The sequence below is a fragment of the Marinobacterium iners DSM 11526 genome (assembly GCF_900107855.1).
Classification (GTDB): Bacteria; Pseudomonadota; Gammaproteobacteria; order Pseudomonadales; family Balneatricaceae; genus Marinobacterium; species Marinobacterium iners.
This window is the reverse complement of record NZ_FNRJ01000010.1, coordinates 70256-88367: the sequence shown is the minus strand read 5'-3', so window position 1 is coordinate 88367 and position 18112 is coordinate 70256. Positions and strand designations below refer to the sequence as shown.

18 protein-coding genes are annotated in these 18112 nt (G+C 57.5%); 11 read left to right on the top strand and 7 right to left on the bottom strand.

Going from position 1 to position 18112, the window contains the following annotated elements:
- Nucleotides 1–16 precede the first annotated feature (16 nt).
- Nucleotides 17–1729 carry a proline--tRNA ligase gene (locus tag BLV48_RS11730; protein WP_091826976.1) on the top strand — a complete coding sequence of 571 codons (1713 nt, stop codon included), beginning with the start codon at nucleotides 17–19 and terminating at the stop codon, nucleotides 1727–1729.
- 123 nt (nucleotides 1730–1852) lie between these two features.
- Nucleotides 1853–2821: a CDF family Co(II)/Ni(II) efflux transporter DmeF gene (dmeF, locus tag BLV48_RS11725; protein ID WP_091826975.1), complete on the top strand. Its 969-nt coding sequence runs from the start codon at nucleotides 1853–1855 to the stop codon at nucleotides 2819–2821.
- A 52-nt stretch (nucleotides 2822–2873) separates the two neighbouring features.
- Here dmeF and BLV48_RS11720 read toward each other — a convergent pair whose 3' ends face one another.
- Complete coding sequence (locus tag BLV48_RS11720; RefSeq protein ID WP_091826974.1) at nucleotides 2874–3425, bottom strand: TetR/AcrR family transcriptional regulator; 552 nt, start codon at nucleotides 3423–3425, stop codon at nucleotides 2874–2876.
- Nucleotides 3426–3539: 114 nt separating this feature from the next.
- On the opposite strand from BLV48_RS11720, the gene BLV48_RS11715 reads away from it, so the two are divergent.
- Nucleotides 3540–4181 carry a glutathione S-transferase family protein gene (locus tag BLV48_RS11715; RefSeq protein ID WP_091826973.1) on the top strand — a complete coding sequence of 214 codons (642 nt, stop codon included), beginning with the start codon at nucleotides 3540–3542 and terminating at the stop codon, nucleotides 4179–4181.
- A gap of 70 nt (nucleotides 4182–4251) precedes the next feature.
- Here the strand turns inward: BLV48_RS11715 and trpA are convergent, their stop codons facing one another.
- Both trpA and trpB read right to left on the bottom strand, forming a co-directional pair.
- Entirely contained in the window at nucleotides 4252–5079 is an 828-nt protein-coding gene (gene trpA / locus BLV48_RS11710; protein ID WP_091826972.1) for a tryptophan synthase subunit alpha, read from the bottom strand.
- A gap of 10 nt (nucleotides 5080–5089) precedes the next feature.
- Nucleotides 5090–6304: a tryptophan synthase subunit beta gene (gene trpB / locus BLV48_RS11705; RefSeq protein ID WP_091826971.1), complete on the bottom strand. Its 1215-nt coding sequence runs from the start codon at nucleotides 6302–6304 to the stop codon at nucleotides 5090–5092.
- A gap of 106 nt (nucleotides 6305–6410) precedes the next feature.
- Between trpB and BLV48_RS11700 the strand changes: the two genes are divergently transcribed.
- Nucleotides 6411–7298 (top strand): LysR family transcriptional regulator, encoded by an 888-nt coding sequence (locus tag BLV48_RS11700; RefSeq protein WP_091826970.1) that lies wholly within the window; start codon nucleotides 6411–6413, stop codon nucleotides 7296–7298.
- Here the strand turns inward: BLV48_RS11700 and BLV48_RS11695 are convergent.
- Both BLV48_RS11695 and BLV48_RS11690 read right to left on the bottom strand, forming a co-directional pair.
- On the bottom strand, nucleotides 7288–7566 hold the full coding sequence (locus BLV48_RS11695) for an acylphosphatase (RefSeq protein WP_091826969.1): 279 nt from the start codon (nucleotides 7564–7566) through the stop codon (nucleotides 7288–7290). The two genes, BLV48_RS11700 and BLV48_RS11695, sit on opposite strands and share 11 nt — an antisense overlap.
- A 2-nt stretch (nucleotides 7567–7568) precedes the next feature.
- Complete coding sequence (locus BLV48_RS11690) at nucleotides 7569–8810, bottom strand: YihY family inner membrane protein (RefSeq protein WP_091826968.1); 1242 nt, start codon at nucleotides 8808–8810, stop codon at nucleotides 7569–7571.
- An 82-nt stretch (nucleotides 8811–8892) separates the two neighbouring features.
- On the opposite strand from BLV48_RS11690, the gene arsC reads away from it, so the two are divergent.
- From arsC to BLV48_RS11665, 5 genes are read left to right on the top strand one after another with little or no spacing between them, the layout of a single operon-like run.
- Entirely contained in the window at nucleotides 8893–9243 is a 351-nt protein-coding gene (arsC, locus tag BLV48_RS11685) for an arsenate reductase (glutaredoxin) (protein WP_091826967.1), read from the top strand.
- Complete coding sequence (gene wrbA / locus BLV48_RS11680) at nucleotides 9240–9842, top strand: NAD(P)H:quinone oxidoreductase (RefSeq protein WP_091826966.1); 603 nt, start codon at nucleotides 9240–9242, stop codon at nucleotides 9840–9842. Before arsC ends, wrbA begins: the two co-directional genes overlap by 4 nt.
- Complete coding sequence (locus tag BLV48_RS11675) at nucleotides 9842–10228, top strand: DUF2069 domain-containing protein (protein WP_175527654.1); 387 nt, start codon at nucleotides 9842–9844, stop codon at nucleotides 10226–10228. The genes wrbA and BLV48_RS11675 overlap by 1 nt, the downstream gene beginning before the upstream one ends.
- Complete coding sequence (locus BLV48_RS11670; protein WP_254775028.1) at nucleotides 10225–11892, top strand: SufS family cysteine desulfurase; 1668 nt, start codon at nucleotides 10225–10227, stop codon at nucleotides 11890–11892. The genes BLV48_RS11675 and BLV48_RS11670 overlap by 4 nt, the downstream gene beginning before the upstream one ends.
- Before the next feature lie 32 nt (nucleotides 11893–11924).
- Complete coding sequence (locus BLV48_RS11665; RefSeq protein WP_091826964.1) at nucleotides 11925–12839, top strand: LysR family transcriptional regulator; 915 nt, start codon at nucleotides 11925–11927, stop codon at nucleotides 12837–12839.
- 63 nt (nucleotides 12840–12902) lie between these two features.
- Here BLV48_RS11665 and BLV48_RS11660 read toward each other — a convergent pair whose 3' ends face one another.
- Together BLV48_RS11660 and BLV48_RS11655 are read right to left on the bottom strand one after the other, a co-directional pair.
- Entirely contained in the window at nucleotides 12903–14336 is a 1434-nt protein-coding gene (locus BLV48_RS11660) for an aldehyde dehydrogenase family protein (RefSeq protein ID WP_091826963.1), read from the bottom strand.
- A gap of 92 nt (nucleotides 14337–14428) precedes the next feature.
- A complete protein-coding gene (locus BLV48_RS11655) occupies nucleotides 14429–16378 on the bottom strand; it encodes a DNA topoisomerase III (RefSeq protein WP_091827034.1) in 1950 nt (649 codons plus the stop codon).
- Between the two features lie 227 nt (nucleotides 16379–16605).
- On the opposite strand from BLV48_RS11655, the gene BLV48_RS11650 reads away from it, so the two are divergent.
- Together BLV48_RS11650 and BLV48_RS11645 are read left to right on the top strand one after the other, a co-directional pair.
- The gene (locus BLV48_RS11650) at nucleotides 16606–17052 is read left to right on the top strand and encodes a DoxX family protein (protein WP_091826962.1); all 447 of its coding nucleotides are present in this window, start codon (nucleotides 16606–16608) and stop codon (nucleotides 17050–17052) included.
- A gap of 64 nt (nucleotides 17053–17116) precedes the next feature.
- Nucleotides 17117–18100, top strand: a complete 984-nt coding sequence (locus BLV48_RS11645) for a glutathione S-transferase family protein (protein ID WP_091826961.1) — start codon at nucleotides 17117–17119, stop codon at nucleotides 18098–18100.
- The last annotated feature ends 12 nt before the right edge of the window (nucleotides 18101–18112 follow it).

The window sequence follows — 18112 nt, the reverse complement described above, 5'->3', positions numbered from 1 at the left end:
AACGGACTGCATATCGATGCGAGCTAGCCAATACCTGATTGCAACCCTGAAAGAGACTCCCTCTGACGCCGAGGTGATCAGCCACCAGCTGATGCTGCGTGCCGGGCTGATTCGCAAAGTCGCCTCCGGCCTTTACAGCTGGCTGCCGCTGGGCCTGCGCACCCTGCGCAAGGTGGAGCGCATTGTGCGTGAAGAGATGGACGCTGCCGGTGCTCAGGAAGTGCTGATGCCCGCCATTCAGCCTGCTGAGCTATGGCAGGAGTCAGGCCGCTGGGAACAGTATGGCCCCGAACTACTGCGTCTGCGTGACCGTCATGACCGCGAGTTCTGTGTCGGCCCGACACACGAAGAGGTGATTACCGACTTGATTCGCCGCGAAATCAAAAGCTACAAACAGCTGCCGGCGAACTTCTATCAGATCCAGACCAAATTCCGTGATGAAATCCGTCCTCGCTTCGGTGTCATGCGCTCGCGTGAGTTCATCATGAAGGATGCCTACTCCTTCCACGCCGAAATGGATTCATTGGTCGATACCTACAAAATCATGCATCAGGCGTACACCAACATTTTCACCCGCCTGGGTCTGGACTTCCGCCCGGTGCTGGCCGACAACGGCTCTATTGGCGGTGATTCGTCACACGAATTCCATGTTCTGGCTCAGTCCGGAGAAGACGACATCGCCTTCTCCGACAGCAGTGATTATGCCGCCAACATCGAAATGGCTGAAGCACTGGCACTGGGCCAGCGTCAGGCCCCGACGCAAGAGATGCAGCTGGTCGATACACCCAACGCCAAAACCATTGCTCAGCTGGTAGAGCAGTTCAACCTGCCGATTGAGAAGACGGTCAAGACACTGATCGTGGCGGCAGGCGATGAGATTGATGCTGACTTTGTCGCACTTCTGGTGCGAGGCGATCACGAGCTGAACGAAGTGAAAGCCGAAAAACTGCACGGCGTTGAGGCTCCCCTGCGTTTCGCCACAGATGACGAGATTCGTGGCGTCATTGGTGCCGGGCCCGGCTCACTTGGACCGATCAACCTGCCGATTCCCTGCATCATCGACCGCAGCGTTGAAACACTGTCTGACTTTGGCGCCGGCGCCAATGTTGACGACAAACATTACTTCGGCATCAACTGGGAGCGTGACCTGCCCACCCCGCAGGTGGCTGACATCCGTAACGTGGTCGAAGGTGACCCAAGCCCATGTGGCCAGGGCCGCATCCAGATCCGTCGCGGTATCGAAGTCGGACACATTTTCCAGCTGGGGCGCAAATACTCTGAAGCGATGAGCGCAACCGTGCTGGATGAAAACGGCAAGGCCACGGTGATGAGCATGGGCTGCTACGGCATCGGCGTAACGCGCGTGGTGGCTGCTGCTATCGAGCAGAATCATGACGATAACGGCATTATCTGGCCAGAGGCATTAGCGCCCTTTAGTGTGGCACTGGTTCCGCTGAACTACGACAAGTCGGAAGAGGTGCGCGCCAAGTCGGATGAGCTCTACCATGCGCTGCGCAAGGCGGGTGTTGATGTACTACTGGATGACCGCAAGGAGCGCCCAGGCGTCAAGTTTGCCGATATGGAGCTGATGGGACTGCCTCACCGACTGGTAATCTCCGATCGTGGCCTGAAAAATGGCACCCTGGAATACAAGGGTCGCCGTGACGCCGAGTCTCAGGATATTGCGGCCGATACCGCGCTGGAATTCCTGCTCAGCCGCATGAGCTGATTCCTTGGGTGCCCGAATTGCGTTCGGGCACCCGATTTCCCCTCCTGCTACCCCCCTCTCGCTTTACCCGAATCCTTGATACACTGGTGAGCTTCACCTGTGTAATCGACTTTCGGAGTTGTCATGTCCAAACAGCCCCCCTCCTCCCTGGAATGTCAGACGGCAGATCAACTTCAGTATCCGCACGACTTCGGTCAAGGACACAAGCGCAAGGCCGAACAGCGCGCCACTCTGGTCACTCTGCTAACATTGATCACCATGCTGGCAGAAGTGATCGCCGGTATTGTTACCGGCTCCATGGCACTGCTTGCTGACGGTATTCACATGGCTGGGCATGCAATGGCATTAGGCCTGGCTGCACTCGCATACTATCTATCGCGCCGCCACGCTCACGATCGCCGTCTAAGTCTGGGCAGCGGCAAGATTGCCGACCTGGCCGCCTATACCAGTGCTTTGCTACTGGGTGTCTCAACACTCTGGCTGATTTACGAGTCGATTCATCGACTGCTGACACCAACCGAACTCATGCCCCAGGAAGCGATGATCGTGGCGATCATTGGTCTGGCAGTAAACCTGCTCTCTATCTGGCTGCTGTCCGGCCAGCACGAGCACCATCACGGCCACAGTGAACATGCACACGAACACCATGAGGACTCAAACCTGCGTGCGGCTCTGGTACACATCATGGCCGATGTCCTCACCTCCGTTGCCGCCATTGCGGGCTTGGCCGCCGCCTGGCTGTGGGGGTGGACCTGGCTGGACCCGGCAATTGCACTGGTCGCGTCGTTAATCATTCTGCGTTGGTCATGGGGGCTGCTGCGCCAGACTTCCGGCGTGTTGCTGGATCGGGAAGGTCCCGATACGATCCGCCATGCAGCACTCGAACAACTGCGCAAACACGACGATACCACCATCGTCGACTTGCATGTTTGGTCGGTCGGACAGGGAGCATGGACACTGGTTGCCGCCGTGGTGACCCATGGCAATACGACGCCGGAAGAATACCGTGCCGACTTGTGCGCGATTGAAGACCTGTACCACCCCATTATCGAGGTCAACTACTGCCGGAACTGTGCCCACGCAGTAGACTGACCCCACATTCGCCCGGGTCGGAGCCCTTCGGGAGCCAGCCGGGGACACCATTTTAGATCGGCACGGACGCCGTCTCCGACAAGGCACCCTCACGACAGGCTGCCAGCACCCTCTCCACCAGTATCGGATCGTTCAGCGCCCGCGCAACCGCCACACCACCCACCATCAGCACCAAAGCCCTCAACGCAGCTGCATCGGGCTCCGCATCAGGTACGCCAGAAACCTTGGTAGCCAATGCACTGAATACTTTTGTGTAGCTGTCCCGTACCGGCTGATCGCGCTGACCAATATCCGATACCAGAAACGCCAGCGGACAGCTTCCTTTCTTCTGCCCAAGGTGCTCGGGGCTCAGATAAGCCCGAATCAGCGTCTCGACATCGGTCGGATGCTGAGCGCCCATACGCCATGCAGCCGATAGAATCGCTTCGGAATACAGCTCCTGTTTGGAACGAAAGTGGGCATAAAAGGCACCTCGGGTCATACCTGCATCCTGCATCACCTGATCGATGCTGACCTGGTCAAAGCCGGACTTGGTGAACAACCTTTCGGCACTGAATAATATCCGATCACGACTCTCGGCACGGCGCGTGCTAGGCCATGGCATGTCAATTCTCCTGCTGGACTCCGATACAGCATGCCACAGGACAACAATATGTTCTTTAACATATTTTGAGTTCGTACCAGACTGCAGTCTTTCACAACACGAAGGAGACACCCAATGGAAAGCAGCGTCTACATCTTTGCCCCAACATTCAGCAGCTTTGCCCGTTCGGTCATGCTTTGCTGCGAGGAAAAAGGTATCCACTATACCTGCGGCATGGCTCCCGCCGGCACGGAGATCCGTTCCAAAAGTCCCGAGCATTTCGCAATCCATCCCTACGGCAAGCTGCCGGCTTTGCTGCATGACGGTCAGATACTGATAGAAACCAGTACCATCTGTCGATACCTGGATGCACGCTTTGATGGCCCTGCCCTGCAGCCTGCCGATCCTCTTGAGCGCGCACGTGTAGATGAACGCAGTGCCGAAATTGCACTTTATATTGACCAGGCGCTGTTACGCGATATCGTGCTGGAATTCGCATTTCCCAAGGGGGCAGACGGCCAGATTCGCCTGGACAAGGTACAGGAAAGGTTGCCGGCTGCCCGCTCCGTGCTTAAACGTGTGCGCGAGCTGCTGGCAGACAACCCGTTTATCTGCGGTCGGGACTACAGCATGGCTGATGCACTGCTGACACCGATTCTGGACTATGTCGCCAGGCTGCCGCTGGGTGACGAACTGATCGGGAGCGGAGCAGTAAAGGAATATCTGGAACGGATGCGTCAGCGCCCCTCGGGGCAGAAGGTGTTGAATATGGCGTGAGCCAAACACAAAAATCCCGGACCGGCAGCTCTTGACTGCAGATCCGGGATTGAAGATCCGTTAAACCGTTTTACTGTCGAGCTGTGCGCACGGCGGTAGACAGCTCACGTGTCAGCGCAAGCACGGCCTGAGTACCCGCTTCCGGCGTTTCGGCCTGCGCGATGCAGTCAACCAGTGCCGAGCCCACCACTACACCATCAGCGAAACCTGCGATCCGCGCAGCCTGCTCCGGTGTACGGATACCGAACCCCACAGCCACAGGAATTTCGGTATGTGCCTTGATTGCTTCCACCTCTTTCTGCACCTTCTCGGGTGTAGGAGCGGCGGCACCGGTTACACCGGTACTGGAAACGTAATACAGGAAGCCGGAGGTATTGTTCAGTACACCCGGCAGGCGCTTGGCATCGGTGGTCGGTGTTGCCAGACGAATGAAGTGGATACCCACTTCACGGGCAGGAATACAAAGCTCATCATCATGCTCCGGCGGCAAATCGACCACAATCAGTCCATCCACACCGGCTTCAGCCGCCTCCTGCAGGAATTTTTCCACGCCGTAGCGGTAGACCGGGTTGTAATACCCCATCAACACCACCGGCGTATCCTGATCCTGCTTACGCAGTTCGCGTACCATCTGCAGGGTCTTGACCATGTTCTGGCCACCGGCCAGCGCACGCTGGCTGCCCAACTGAATGGCCGCACCGTCTGCCATTGGATCGGTGAACGGCATGCCCAGCTCAATAATATCCGCACCGGCGCCCGGCAGTCCGAGCAGCGTTTTGAGGCTATTGTCATAGTCAGGGTCACCACCGGTAACAAAGGTGACCAGTGCAGCACGGTTTTCCTGTTTCAGCGCGGCAAAGCGGCGCTCCATGCGACTGGCGATGTTATTTGCTGTCATTCTGTACCCCTTACTGTGCCAGCTCGGCTGCCAGATGTTCGGTTACGGTTGCCATGTCCTTGTCACCACGTCCACTGAGATTGATAACGATGATATGGTCCTTCGGCAGCGTCGGTGCCAGTTTGGTGACATAGGCGATGGCATGGGATGACTCCAGCGCCGGGATGATGCCCTCGTACTTGCACAGTGCCTTGAACCCTTCCAGCGCTTCCTGGTCGGTGATGGCCACATATTCAACACGCTTGATGTCATGCAACCAGGCGTGCTCGGGACCGATGCCCGGATAATCCAGACCGGCCGAGATCGAGTGTGCATCCTGAATCTGGCCGTCTTCGGACTGCAAGAGGAAGGTACGGTTGCCGTGCAGCACACCCGGCTCACCGCCCTTGAGGCTGGCCGCATGACGCTTGTCGAGCCCTTCGCCTCCGGCTTCCACGCCAATCATTTTGACCGACTTGTCATCAAGGAACGGGTGAAACAGTCCCATGGCGTTGGAACCGCCACCGATACAGGCGATCAAGGTATCCGGCAGGCGACCCTCCTTCTCCATGACCTGGCGCCGGGTTTCCTCACCGATGACAGCCTGGAAATCGCGTACCATAGCCGGATAGGGGTGCGGACCCGCTACCGTGCCGATGATATAAAAAGTGCTGTCGACATTGGTCACCCAGTCACGCAGCGCTTCGTTCATCGCATCTTTCAACGTGCCGGTACCACTGGTCACGGGAATGACCTTGGCGCCCAGCAGTTTCATCCTCTGCACGTTGGGCTGCTGACGATGAATGTCAGTGCTGCCCATGTAGATCACGCACTCCATGCCGAAACGGGCTGCAACGGTTGCGGTGGCCACACCGTGCATGCCGGCACCGGTCTCGGCAATGATGCGCTTTTTGCCCATGCGGCGGGCGAGCAAAATTTGCCCCAGGCAGTTATTGATCTTGTGTGCGCCGGTATGGTTAAGGTCTTCGCGTTTGAGGTAAATTTTGGCTCCACCCAACTCCTCGGTCAGGCGCTCGGCAAGGTAAAGCGGGCTTTCGCGACCGACATAATCCTTCTGCAAATTCTCCAGCTCGGCGTGAAAGGCCGGGTCCTGCTTGGCACGCTCATACTCCGCCTGCAATTCGAGTATCAGCGGCATCAGGGTTTCGGCTACAAAACGACCACCAAAACGGCCAAAAAAGCCGCTGGCGTCGGGCCCCTGCCTGAGAGTGTTGTCTGTGCTCATGTGTGTTACTCCAAAAAGCCTGGATTTGACGGCAAGTCTAGTACATGCAATGACGATTAAAAAACGATAAGATCACACATATTTGTGAGAAAAAGTAACAGATAAAATGACACGAGTCCTGCATTCCCTGCCTTCGCTCAACGCCTTGCGTGCCTTCGATGCGGCTGCACGCGAGTTGAGTATCACACGCGCCGCTGAGTGTCTGCACGTCACCCATGGTGCGGTCAGCCGTCAAATCCGGCAACTTGAAGAGCAACTCGGTGTACAGCTGTTTCGGCGCGTTGGCCGCGGCATTGAACTGACCGACAGCGGACACCGCCTCTACCGTACAACGCAGGAGTCATTCTCACAGCTTGAACGCGCCTGCAATGCGCTGCAACGTGAGGCCGCCGGCGCTCCACTGGTACTCAGCTGCAGCGGCAGTTTTCTCGCCCGCTGGTTCATCCCGCGCCTTGATCAGCTCAAACAGGACTGCCCTGAGCTTGAGCTGCATCTGACCGCCAGTGAAGAAGAGCAGACTCTGAGGCCCGGGATAGATGCAGCGCTGAGATTTGCCAGCCCGCCCTGGCCATCCGATCAGTTGGTGATTGATCTGGCTCCGGAACGAATCGGTCCGGTGATGCACCCCAAACTGGTACCATCAACCTCACAGCCGGACCCAGCCGCCCTGCTGCAGCTGCCACTGCTGCAAACCCTGTCGCGGCCACAGGCGTGGCCGCTGTGGTGCCATGCGCAAAATCTGGCCGTATCTGAATTGACCATTGGGCAATCATTCGAGCATCTCAACTACATGCTAGAGGCCGCACTGGTGGGGTTGGGCGTTGCGATTGCACCTGAATATCTGGTGGAAGAGGATCTGCGAACCGGCCGGCTGGCAGCCCCGTGGGGCTTTATTGAGACCGAAGCCAGACTCAGCCTCTGGCTGCCCGGAGAGACTGAATCGCCACGGGCTCTCCAGCTGGCACAATGGCTCAAGAAAGCGCTCAGTCGATAATCTCGAACGCCTGCAGGCTGTCATCGAAAGACTGATCATCAGAGCTGACATCCGCCACATTGGCCAATTCCGGCCCAGTGTTGAGCCAGGCCTCTACGTGACGTACTGCCTTTTCCTCACCGCACAGCAGTGCCTCGACACACCCGTCCGGCAGATTTCGGACCCAACCGGTCAGACCGTTTGCCTCCGCCTGTTCGCGGGTAAAATGACGGAACCATACACCCTGTACCCGGCCGGTTATCCGCGCATGCACACAGATTTTTGCCATCATCACTCCCGTGTTTCCAGTTCGTGTTGTCTGTCATTGTCACGAAACAGTGACTGCAGGCTAAGGTTAAGCGCTTCGCCCCGCTGCACCTGCAACTGACGCAACCTTAGCTGAAGTTCTCGCTGCCAGTGCTCACCCTCTTCGGGCAACGGGTCCGGCAGTGGCCAGGGCAGCTCCTGCTGCAATTGCAACAGGGTATAACTGCCAAGATCACGACTGAGCAGATACTGCCCACCCTCTGTACGCCGAATCAGCCCGGCGCCACTGAGCAACTGTACGTAATCATCCCAGCGCCCTTGATCAAGCCCGGGAACCTCTTTGAGCAACACCCGATCAGGTACGGGCTCACCTTCCTGCTGCGCGCGCCAGAGGCGCTGCAGCACGGCCAAAATAGTATACAGGTGAGGCTCATTGGTCCGGTACTTATTGACCTGACTCACCGTCAGCAACCGTGTAAGTTCAGCCCCCAGCAGAATGATTCCCCAACTGATATAGATCCAGACCAGAAACAGAGGCACTGCCGCAAAAGCACCATAAATAAGCTGATAGGACGGCGATAGAGTGACGAACTGGACAAAGCCACGCTTGGCGATTTCGAACAGGACAGCCGCAAAAAGACCACCAAGAGCCGCATTTCGCAACGGTACGCGACAATTGGGTACTGCCGCATACAGCAGCATGAACGCCAGCGCTGAGAATATCGGAGGTAAGACTGACAGCAGTCGTGCCCGGCCAACCACCTCGGTGGCACTGGTGATAATGGACAGGCTGGCAATATAGGAGGTCAGCAGCAGTCCCAGACCAATCAGGACAGGCCCCAGGCTCAGCACGGCCCAGTAGAGCAGAAAGCTCGACAGCCCCTTGCGCGGCTCGGCCACTCGCCAGATCCGGTTGAAGGCCGCCTCAATGTTTTTCATCATCATGATTGAGGTAATGACCAGAAACACGATGCCGATTACGGTCAGACTTTGTGCTTGCGAGGCAAAGGTACCCAGATAGTTCTGCACCACTTCACCGGTAGCAGGCACAAAATTGGCGAAGATCCAAGCTTGAACCTGCTCACCAACCCCTTTGAAGTTCGGTACAGCTGCCAGCATCGAGTAAGACACCGTCATCAAGGGCACAACGGCAAACAGCGTGGTATAAGTCAGTGCCGCCGCATTCAGGATGCCCTGATTGGCCTGAAACTGACGTGCCAGTGAACGAATGAATACCAAAACCACTGGCAGGGATCCCTTCTGCATACACTCTCTCTTAACTAAACAAGGTTATGCCCTATACAATAGGGCCCCAGAGACTGTATTGAAAGCCCGAAACGGAGCCCTTATGTCGATTAGCATCTATCACAATCCACGCTGTTCCAAGTCACGCCAGACCCTTCAACTTCTGCAGGAACAGGGTATCGAGCCTGAGGTGCGGGAATATTTGAAGGATGTCCCAACGGCTGACGAATTGAAGCAAGTGCTGGCAGCATTGAACATAAGCCCGCGGGAGCTGCTACGCGTAAAAGAGGCCGAGTACAAAGAGGCCGGTCTGGACAACCCGGAGCTGGATGATGCCGCCATTATCAAGGCGATGACCCAGCACCCCAAACTGATTGAGCGCCCGATCGTCATCAACGGCGATCGCGCCCGCATCGGTCGCCCGCCGGAAGCGGTACTGGAGATTTTGGCGTGAGTCAGCCATACGTTCTGGTGCTCTATTACAGCCGCAGTGGCGCGACCCGTGCCCTGGCTCATCAGATAGCCCACGGTATTGAAGCGGCCGGGATGGAAGCAAGGCTGCGCACGGTCCCGCCTGTATCGACCGTGTGCGAGGCGACTGCATCCGACATCCCCAACAGTGGCGACATCTACTGTACCGAAGCCGACCTCGCCCACTGTTCAGGCCTTGCGCTGGGCAGCCCCACCCGCTTTGGCAATATGGCAGCGCCACTCAAGTACTTTATCGACTCCACCAGCAGCCTTTGGCTCTCCGGTGCCCTGATCGACAAGCCAGCCTGCGTTTTCAGCTCCAGTGCCAGCCTGCATGGTGGACAGGAAACCACATTGATCAGCATGATGCTGCCTCTTTTGCATCACGGCATGGTGCTCGCTGGGCTGCCCTACAGCGCAACCGAGCTGCTGGAAACTCAGACTGGCGGCACACCCTACGGGGCAACCCACGTCAGTGGTCAGAGTGAGCGCTCTGAACTGGATGAACATGAAAAGGCGCTGGCGGCCAAGCAGGGCCGACGCCTGGCTCAGCTGGCACTCAAACTGCATCGGGAGGTCTGATGAGCACCTTGGAACTGAAAACCCGCATCAGCCGCACACTGGTTCTACTGAGCTATTTCGGCCTGCTGTTGCTGTTCACTCTCTGGTATCTCTGGCTGTCACCTTCAAAGGGCGACAATCCATGGGTTATCTGGCTGGTGCACTTTCTGCCGCTTGCAGCCTTTGCACCGGTTGTGATTTCAGGAAAGCCGCGTGGTCATGCCTGGCTATGCTTTGTGCTTCTGCTCTACTTCCTTGAAGCCGTAATTGCCGCATTGGTGCCACCCACTCGCTGGCTCGGCATCATCGACTGTGTACTGCTGGTAACGCTGTTTAACGCGGCCATGCTATATGCGCGCTGGCGCAGTCAGCTTGACCGATCTCAGGCAGCAGAGGCAACGGCTTGATCCATTCCCGCCCTTCTGACCCTGTGCGCTGGCGGCGGGATTTCCCGCTGCTGTCGCAGCGAGTACATGGCCAGCCACTGATCTACCTCGATAATGCAGCCACGACCCAAAAGCCTCGTGTCGTCATCGAAGCCATCAGTCGCTTTTACAAGACAAGCAACGCCAATGTACATCGCGGCAGCCATGCGCTGTCAGCACAGGCCACCACTGCCTTCGAGCAGGCCCGCACCACCTTGGCTAACTGGCTGGGCATTGACGATCCTGCCTGTCTTATCTGGACACGCGGCACTACTGAAGCGATCAACCTGGTCGCCCAGAGCTGGGGCCGTAACCAGTTGCGCGCCGATGACCTGATTCTGCTGCAGCAGAGTTCCCATCACGCCAATATCGTACCCTGGCAGATGTTGGCCGAAACGGTGGGTGCCCGTATCGAGGTGATTCCACTGCAGCCCGACGGTGATCTCGATCTTGACGCCTACCGGCTGCTGCTGCAGAAACAACCCAAGCTGATCGCACTGAGTCATGTATCCAACGCACTAGGTACCCGTTATCCGATTGAGCAGCTGTGCAGGCTTGGCCGCGATGCCGGTGCTGTCACGCTGGTGGATGGTGCGCAGGCCCTGCCTCACTTTGATATTGATCTGACCAGGCTCGGATGTGATTTCTACGCCTTTTCTGGCCATAAACTGTTTGGACCCAGCGGCATTGGTGCCCTTTGGGGACGCCGAGAATTGCTTGAGCAGATGCCCCCATGGCAAGGTGGCGGCGAGATGATCCGCGATGTCAGTTTCAGCGGAACAACCTATGCCGATCTGCCGTTTCGCTTTGAGGCCGGTACGCCCAATATCGAGGGCGCCATAGGGCTGGCAGCCGCCATTGAATACCTGCAGCAGCAGGATCGTACGGCTATGGAACGGCATGAACAGACACTTCTACAGCACGCACGAGACTGCTGCTCGCAACTTAAAGGCTTCCGTGAGCTGCCTTTTGGCAGTGATCGAGTCAGTCTGCTGTCGTTTGAACTTGAAGGTTTCCACCAGCAGGATGTGGCCCACTGGCTTGATCGTCACGGTATTGCCATTCGTGCCGGTCACCACTGCGCCATGCCGCTGATGCGATCATTAGGACTGCCGGGTTCACTGCGTGCATCCTTTGCCTTTTACAACCGACTGGATGAAGCCGAACAGCTCGCCAGCTGCCTCGATCAGCTGATACAGAGCCAGACAACCTCAACCACCGTTGCATTTATCGAACAAAAAACCTCCCAAAACCTGATTAAGAGGGTATACTCTGCAACAGACTGGAACGCCCGCTATCAAGCTCTGATGCACATTGGTCAAAGCCTGCCGGGGCTCCCCGACGCTCTCAAGCAGGACTGCTACCGTCTGCATGGCTGTGAATCGCGTGTATGGCTTGTCCCGGCACTGGATGACACTGGCCGGCTGGCCTGTCAGGCCGATGCGGATGCCCGTATTCTGCGAGCTTTGCTGGCGCTTCTGCTCGACCGTATCAACGGCCTTACACCGGCCGAGCTGCTGAGCACTGATCTCGGTGCTGTTCTGGATCAGCTGGATATTCGCCGTCACCTGAGCCCATCCCGCGGCAATGGAGTGGCGGCCATTATTCAGGCCATCGAGGCCTTCGCGCGTGATCCGCGAGGCTAGGTCCGGGTCTCTTTTCTGTTCTGGAGAGTTTGATGAATCTGAATGACCTCAGCCTGTTTATCCGTGTTGTCGAAACCGGCAGTTTTACCGCCGCAGCCGACAGCCTGAATGTACAGAAGTCCACCATCAGCCGCCGTATCGCGCAGCTGGAGGACACCTTGGGTATCCGGCTGATACAACGCACCACCCGCAAACTCAAGCTCACGCCGGAAGGTGAGGAGCTGTTCAACCGGGCGCAGCCTTTGGTGGACGATCTGGAAGCCGTTCAGGACGACATCAGTGCATCCAAAACCGAGCTGCGTGGCCGTCTGCGCCTAACCATGCCCACCGAGATCGGTGTGTTCATGATGAACGAGGTGATCACCAGCTTCATGCAGACCTACCCAAAACTGGAAGTGGATGTCGAGCTGAGCACCCGGACCGTTGACCTGATTGAGGAAGGGGTCGACTTGGCTCTGCGACTTGGCCCTTTGCCCAACTCCAGCCTGATTGCACGTCATATTGCCGGGTTGCACCGGGGACTTTTTGCAACGCCTGAATACTTGGAACAGCACGGCATGCCCAAGACACCGGATGACCTCGCTCATCACCAGTGCATCAGCCTGCTCAAGCCCTTTGACCACCTGCGCTTTACCAACTGGAATGACAACGAGCCGGTCACCATGGGCGGCCGACTGAGAACGAACAGCATGAGTTTCGTGCGGGAAATGATTCTGCAGGGCATGGGTATCGGACGCCTGCCGGAGGTGTTCTGCGGCGAACTGGTCAAGACCGGTCGCATCGTGCGCGTGCTTGATGAGTTCACCCTAGACCCACTGGAGATCAACGCACTGTACGCCAGCCGCCGCAACCTTAACCCACGGGTGCGCGCATTTCTTGACCATATGTCAGAGCGCTTGCGCGATCACCCCTGGGTACAGAATCGACTGGTACACCTGGACGGTTGAAACAACAGCCCTGTTCCGTCTTACCGGTACAGGGCTACCGTTTGGCCAGTGGGGCCAGAAAAATCAGCTCCAGCCGGTCACGACCTTCACTTCCAGATACTCCTCCAGCCCCCAGGGGCCGCCCTCGCGACCATTGCCGGACTGCTTGTAGCCACCAAAGGGCGCTCCGCCACCCAGCGATTCACCGTTCATCTGTACCATACCCGAACGCAACTTGCGCGCCACACGCTTGGCCTTGTCGGCATCCTGTGTCTGCACATAATGCGTCAGACCATAGGGGCTGTCATTGGCGATGCGCAGCGCTTCTTCTTCGCTGTCAAAGGGGATGATCGACAGCACCGGCCCAAAGATTTCCTCACGGGCAATGGTCATCTCGTTGGTAACATCGGCAAATACGGTGGGGCGCACAAAGTAGCCTTCGCTCATTCCGTCCGGTCTGCCGGTACCACCCGCCACCAGCCGTGCACCCTCATCGATGCCCTGCTGAATCAGCCCCTGAATCTTGTCGAACTGGGCTTTGGAGACCACCGGTCCGATATGCTTGCCCTCCAGTGACGCCTGATTGACCTCGGTTTTGGCTGCCACCTCAATGGCCGTTTGTACCGCGTGATCATAGATGGATCGCTCAACCAGCATACGGGTCGGCGCATTGCACGACTGCCCCGAGTTCATGAAGCAGTGGCGAACGCCACGCACTACCGCCTTCTCATCCGCGTCGGCAAAGATGATATTGGCCCCCTTGCCGCCCAGCTCAAGACTGACTCGCTTAACCGTGTCAGCCGCATTTTTGGAGATGGCGATACCGGCACGGGTCGAGCCGGTGAACGAGATCATATCGATATCGGGATGTCCGGACAGCTGAGTCCCGACACCGGCACCATTACCGTTCACCAGATTGAACACACCGGCCGGTAAACCGGCTTCATCGATCATCTCGGCAAACAGCATGGCCGAAAGCGGCGCAATCTCGGACGGCTTGAGCACCATGGTACAACCCGCTGCCAGTGCCGCTGCCACTTTCAGAGTGACCTGGTTCATCGGCCAGTTCCAGGGCGTAATCAGACCACACACGCCGATCGGATCTCGAAGAATCTGGTTGCCCGGTGCATGCTCACCCAACGGGGTCTCGAATTCATATTCGCGCAGCACGCGAATGAAATTTTTCAGGTGGCCGGCACCCGCCCCCCACTGAGCACTCTGGGCGAGGGCAATCGGCGCGCCCATCTCCAGCGAGATCGCCTCGGCCATCTCCTGAGAACGGGCCTTGTAGCGGCTGTACAGCTTTTCCAGCAGCGCCAGCCGCTCCTCTTTGGTGGTCTGACTCCAGCTTTCAAATGCGGTGCGGGCCGCGGCCACAGCGGCATCGGTATCGGCCTGAGTGCCCAGGGATATGACGGCACAGACGTTTTCAGTGGAGGGGTCAATCACCTCAAGGTCATTGGCCTGAGTCGGTGCCACCCATTGGCCGTTGATATAGAAGTCGCGTCTTTCCAGCATGTTCTGTGTCTCTCTTGTTATCACGTGGCTGATACTTAATCTGTTAAGGGTAGCGGCTCGGGCACACAAAATCACGGCCTGCTCTCTCAATCTCAGCCGGCTTTTGCCGTCTTGCGCCGAGCAGTGGGTGATCCCTTCCTGCGCGGGCTGCCGCTTCGCTTGCCTCGGTTTGCACCACCCTTGCGTCCAGCCGGAGCCTTGATGCCGTTCATTGCCTGGGGCCGGATCTGCTCGATCAGCTGCGGTAGCGCCTGCTCCAGCGGCTGCATGAACCCTTGATAGCTGAATGCCTTGCGGCTGATCGCATCCAGCTGCGATTCCCAGTGTGCGGTCATGTCCGGTCGGCTCAGCTCCTCCGGCAGTGCCGCGATCAGTGCCTTGCCCGCCTCGGTGGCGTGAATCTGCTTGCCCTGACGCTGTAGAAAACCGCGCTTGAACAACAATTCGATAATACCGGCACGGGTGGCCTCGGTGCCAAGGCCATCGGTATCGCGCAGCACCTTGCGCAGCTCTGCATCCTGCACAAAGCGCGCAATGCCGGTCATGGCCGCCAGCAGGCTGGCATCGGTGAACGCCTTGGGCGGCTGGGTCATTTTTTCCAGCAGCTCACCACGTTCACAGTGCAGTGACTCGCCCACCGTGAGCGCGGGCAGCTGACCTTCGTCCTCCTCCTGCGCCTCCTTGCCCATCAACGCCTTCCAGCCCGGATCGGTGATCTGACGCACCTTGGCCACAAACTGGCCACCGGCAACCTCCACCTCGACACGCCGATCGGCATAGCGACAGGGCGGGTAGAACTGCATCAGATACTGACGGGCGATCTGGCTGTACACCTGCAGCTCGGCACGGCTCAACCGATCCGAAGCCGCCGCCTTGCTGGTGGGGATGATCGCATGATGCGCTTCCACCTTTTTGTCGTTCCACGCCTTGGACCTGAGGCTCAAATCGGCCTTCTGTGCCGCTCCCGCCAACTCCGGCAGGGTACGAGCGATCGCCTGAGTGACACGAGGTGCTTCGGAAAAGTGTTCGGCAGGCAGGTAACGGCAGTCGGACCGAGGATAGGTGATCAGCTGATGTTTTTCATACAGTGCCTGGGCCGCATCCAGCACCTGCTGGGCATTGAGACCAAAACGTTTGGCACAGTCGATCTGCAGCGACGACAGGTTATAGGGCAGCGGCACTGCCTGCTGGCCGGTCTTGCGTTCATCCTTGGTGACCACACCTGGCTGGCCGGTAATGCGCTGCACCACGTTTTCGGCCAGCGGCTTTGACAGCACCCGCCCCTCTTCGTCCTGAAAACGGGCGCAGGCTTCACTGGGTTGCCAGCGGGCGGTAAAACGCTCGCCCCGCTCGGTGAGCAGATGAGCATCCACTTCGTAATAGGGCTTGGGCACAAAGGCGGCAATCTCGGCATCACGCTGTACCACCAGCCCCAGCACCGGTGTCTGTACCCGTCCCACGGACAACACGCCGTCATAGCCGGCACTGCGACCCTTGATGGTCAGCGCCCGGGTCATGTTGATACCGAACAGCCAGTCGGCGCGGGAACGGGCTAATGCGGACACCGACAGCGGTACAAAGTCCTGATTAGGCTTAAGCCGCGCAATGGCACGGCGCACCGCCTCGGGGTTCAGGTCCGAAATCAGACAGCGCTGCATCTGTGACCGCTTGGTAGCCGGTACCTTGAGAAAGTCGATCACTTCATCCACCAGCAACTGGCCTTCGCGGTCCGGGTCACCGGCATGGACGATCTGGTCCGCCTGTTTCACCAGCTTGCGCAATACCGCCACCTGCTTGGCCACACCGCTGCGCGGCTTCAACTGCCATTCACCGGGTACGATGGGCAGATGTTCCAATCGCCACTGTTTGTAGGCCGGATCGTAGGCATCAGGCTCGGCCTGCTCCAGTAGATGGCCGATGCACCAGCTCACCACCTGATCACCGCCACAGCGGATCAGCCCCTCCTCTTTCTTCTGAGGCCCGGGCAGTACGGCGGCGATGGCACGGGCAAGGCTTGGTTTTTCGGCGATGTAGAGCTTCATGATATTCGGGGCATTGGCTTGGGAATGCCAAGAGTAAGAGATCAGACAACACATGTCGATAAAGACTGTATATAAAAACAGTTATTCAGATATTAGCCATAATCTGAGACAGCATAGCCCACCAAATAATCTATAAATCTGATCAATATGAGCTAATTTTAGCCATTTTTAATCAATCACATGACAACTATAGTTAACTCAAGCCATCAAACACGTGGAGAAACACGATGAACGCCTCACTGATCACACGCCTGCTGAATACATCCGACAGTTTTGCTCCCTTGGCACTGCGTGTCCCGGCAGGTGTTATTTTCATGGCACACGGCGCACAGAAACTGTTCGGCGCTTTCGGTGGTTACGGTCTTGAAGGTACAGGTCAGTGGATGGCGTCCATTGGCCTTGAGCCAGGGTATCTGATGGCGCTGCTGGCCGGCAGTGCTGAATTCTTCGGTGGTCTGGCGATTCTTATCGGTCTGCTGGTACGCCCGGCGGCAGCAGCGCTGGCCTTTGCCATGTTGGTCGCCATTTTCGCCGTGCATATCGGTAACGGACTGTTCATGTCGAACAACGGTTACGAGTTTGCTCTCTCTTTGCTGGCCATAGCCGTTTCTCTGTTAATCAGCGGTGGCGGCAACCTGTCACTCGACCGAATGTTGCACCAGCGTCAGAGCTAAGCTCTGATGTCGCTCCAGCCAGGACTTTCAATTAACCGACGTCACTGACAATCAGGAGATTTTCATGGGCTTACTGCTTGATGGCCGCTGGGTTGACCAGTGGTATGACACCAAATCCAATCAGGGTCGCTTCGTGCGGTCGGAGTCACAGTTTCGTAACTGGATTACTGCCAACGGCCAGCCCGGCCCCAGCGGCGAAGACGGTTTTCAGGCAGAACCCGGCCGCTACCATTTGTATGTCTCCCTCGCCTGCCCCTGGGCCCATCGCACCTTGATTTTTCGCCACTTGAAGGGACTGGAGAAAATGATCTCGGTTTCGGTGGTACACAGCTACATGGGTGACCACGGCTGGACTTTCGCAACGGAGCCGGGTGCAACCGGAGATGAACTATATGGGCTGGATTACCTCTACCAGCTCTACCTTAAAGCCGATCCGAACTACTCGGGCCGCGTCACCGTTCCAGTACTTTGGGACAAGCAACGTCAGACCATCGTCAACAACGAGTCAGCGGAGATCATCCGCATCCTGAACTCCGCCTTTGATGAGATTGGTGCCGCCCCAGGGGATTACTACCCTCAACTGCTGCGCAGTGAGATCGACACGCTGAACAGTGAGATTTACGACCGCATCAACAACGGTGTATACAAGGCGGGGTTTGCAACCACTCAGGAAGCCTACGAACAGGCTGTTCACCCCCTGTTTGAAGCCCTGGACGCACTGGATACCCGGCTTGGCTCCCATCGCTACCTACTGGGCGACCAGATCACCGAGGCAGACTGGCGTCTGTTCACGACCTTGATTCGATTTGATGCCGTCTACCACGGTCACTTCAAGTGCAACCTGAAACGGATCGTCGACTACCCTAACCTCTGGGGATACGTACGTGAGCTTTATCAATGGCCCGGTGTGAGCGAGACGGTCAACATGCAACACATCAAGCACCACTATTACCGCAGTCATCACACCATCAATCCGACCGGTGTGGTGCCTGTCGGCCCGACTCTGAACCTTAACCAGCCACATCAGCGTAAAGCTGTCAGTCAATAAAACTCAGGAGAT